Origin of the sequence: Robbsia andropogonis (genome assembly GCF_000970345.1) — a bacterium.
GTDB lineage: Bacteria > Pseudomonadota > Gammaproteobacteria > Burkholderiales > Burkholderiaceae > Robbsia > Robbsia andropogonis.
Map to the genome: position 1 here is coordinate 1 of NZ_LAQU01000120.1, position 2,670 is coordinate 2,670.

At 52.4% G+C, this 2,670-nt stretch carries 4 protein-coding genes; 3 read left to right on the top strand and 1 reads right to left on the bottom strand.

Going from position 1 to position 2,670, the window contains the following annotated elements; translation table 11 throughout:
* Positions 1-385: MarR family winged helix-turn-helix transcriptional regulator (locus WM40_RS30525; RefSeq protein WP_162199134.1), on the bottom strand; the 385-nt coding region annotated here is incomplete at its 3' end.
* A gap of 374 nt (positions 386-759) precedes the next feature.
* On the opposite strand from WM40_RS30525, the gene WM40_RS26285 reads away from it, so the two are divergent.
* From WM40_RS26285 to WM40_RS26295, 3 genes are all read left to right on the top strand, one after another.
* A complete protein-coding gene (locus WM40_RS26285) occupies positions 760-963 on the top strand; it encodes a hypothetical protein (protein WP_046154522.1) in 204 nt (67 codons plus the stop codon).
* A 215-nt stretch (positions 964-1,178) separates the two neighbouring features.
* Positions 1,179-2,006: an amidohydrolase family protein gene (locus tag WM40_RS26290; RefSeq protein ID WP_024904532.1), complete on the top strand. Its 828-nt coding sequence runs from the start codon at positions 1,179-1,181 to the stop codon at positions 2,004-2,006.
* Positions 2,007-2,208: 202 nt separating this feature from the next.
* Complete coding sequence (locus tag WM40_RS26295; RefSeq protein ID WP_236693717.1) at positions 2,209-2,544, top strand: YbfB/YjiJ family MFS transporter; 336 nt, start codon at positions 2,209-2,211, stop codon at positions 2,542-2,544.
* Positions 2,545-2,670 lie beyond the last annotated feature (126 nt).

A 2,670-nucleotide genomic window follows, 5' to 3' on the forward strand; every position in this document is an offset into this window, starting at 1 on the left:
CCACAAACGGAAGGATCGTCTTTCTCGAACGATCCATCACTTGCATACCTGCCCTGGTCAACGATAACCGTTTGCTTCGTCCGTCGAAGGTCGATGGGTCTGCCGTGACCAGCCCAGCTTCGATCAACTTCTTTACGTTACGCGTGGTGACGGGTTGGCTGATGCCAGTGGCTTGAGATAACGACCCTACCGTTTGTGGTCCATCGGACAACATCGCAAGAAGAGGGAATTGCCCCGGAAATACACTGATGCCCGCACGTTGCGTAATTCGACTTACATCTGACTGCATATGCTCGGCCAGGCGTTTTAGCCGACTTCCTAGAAACAAATAACCTTGTTCTGAAATCAGGTCTGGCCGGCCGGTTCCGTCGACGTCAATATGCACATTTCCCTCCTGAGTACGGTTGATTATGCCATCGGATGCTTCAACACGTCTCCGATCACGCTCACATCGAGGAATTATATGCCTAGGCATTAATTATGGTGAAATATTTAATGAATATTCATTTGTATGAATAAATGCCAATTTTGCGGGTAATTTACGCCGTTTATTGATGGCGTAATCAACATATGTGATACCTAAAAACTGCGATATCTGTAATTTACCTTAAAGGAGTAGTCAAATTGGTCGTTATCCAAGCATGGCGTCCGAGTTGATGTTTATCGGACTCACGAGAACTGGTCGGTGACATGTTCCGTCGGATACGCCAAAACCTGCGCGTCGGGTTGGAGACGCGGATGATTTGCTACGAGGGAGCAATGAACGCTACACACATCAGCAAGCAGTTCCGCGGCGAAGCAGAACCTTTTGCACAGGTACCGAATGGCACGTCACGTGACTTGGCGAAATGGATCGCTGAAAATTCGGCACGCTTGGACCACTCGGATCTGGATGTGCTGTTTTCCGTGGGGCGTGCTTTATATGCAGCCGAAGCAGAACAGAAATGGCGAGATTCCTGGTAGTCATTCGGAGAGGGCGTCCAGTGGGCATGGATGCGCTGAGGTGGCGTGGATTTTTCGCAGGCGTTGATGTTATGCGTGGATAGGGTCATGGAATCGAGGAGGGTGGTTTCGGATAGCGGAAGTGCGTAGTACGATAACGCCACGGGCCCTCTTTCGAGATACGCCGTTCTCGGCGTTAGGCCTGCTTTCAAACGCACGGGATATAGAGGAGTGGGATGGGTATCTTCGACGAAAAAAAGATAGACTGCCATAACCACCTATTCGATCCCGTGCGTTTTCCCTACCGCAGTGATACCGTGTATCGGCCGTCCGGCCAGGAAGTGGGCACATCGGCCCAATTTAAAACGGTCATGGACGCCAGCGGCGTGCAGCATGCATTATTGGTAGGTCCTACGAGTGGCTATCGCACCGATAATGCCTGCATGCTCGATGCCATTGCGCAGGGGCAAGGGCGATTTAAAGGCATTGCGGTAGTTGAAAACGAGATCGATCAACGCGGACTGCTGGCACTGCGTGATGCCGGTGTGGTCGGCATCGCATTCAATCCCGCGATGGAAGGTGTCCAGGCGCTTGCCGATGCCGAACCACTTTTTCACCGCTTGGCTGACCTGGATATGTTCGCGCAGATTCAGGTAGCCGGCGATCAACTATTGGCATTGACTGGCTTGATCGACAAGACACGAACGCGTATCTTGATCGATCATTGCGGACGACCAGATCCTCAAAAGGGTCTGCATCAGGCCGGATTCAAAGCACTGCTCGACTTGGCGAAGAATGGCCGTACGGTCGTCAAGATATCCGGGCTGCAAAAGATCTCCAGCGAATCACATCCATACGAAGATGCGCAGGTGTACGCGCGTGCGCTTATCTCCACGTTCGGCCCGGAGGCCTGCGTATGGGGTTCGGATTGGCCGTTTTTGCGAGCCCCCGAACGCCTTGATTATGCGCCGTTGCTTTGCCTGTTTGAAACCTTGGTGCCTGACGGCGTCGTTCGTAGGACAATCTTGTGGGAAACCCCGCGCAGATTGTTTGGGTTTGTATAAGTCGACCGGTTGAATCCGCCACGGCCGATTCAACCACGCGCCGCATCAACTCATCCACCAGACCTTTACTTGTGCGCCAGGTTCGCTATATTCAAGAACGCGGTCATTGCACTTGATACGTATGCGTCGTCGTTGTCGCTTATCTTGACGTCAATTGCTTGGAAAAGGCTGCCCTGCAGCGGTCGGCCCAGTGCTGGCAGGCATGCTGGCTGACAAAACAGGATTCGGCCTTGCACTTCGAATTGGATTCGTTCTGGAAATTTTTGGCATTGTCATTCCCGCGCTGACTGTCGCCGCCTCGTTGTTGATCGTGTCCAGCATCATTGTCGGGGCGTTTGTCACTGGTACTGTCCCGCTCGTCCTCGGGCGCATTCACGAGATCCTTGCGCATCATCCTTCTTTACATGGACCAGCTTGGCGAACCGCCACGGTGGGATTTGCGCTCTTTCAGGCCGTTGCCGCGTACGGGCTTTCTATCCTTTTACGCACGAGGGAGAGACTTATAAACAGTTGTTCATTATCGGTACTGCTGCAATAAGGTAAGCGTCGACCGAAGGCATCTTGTCAGCCGCGTATTTCATGTGGCCGGGTATCGATTGGCGGCATGCCGGTAGTGCCCATTTAAAAAATAAATGGGCACTTCAATAAGCTTTTTAAGCCTCGT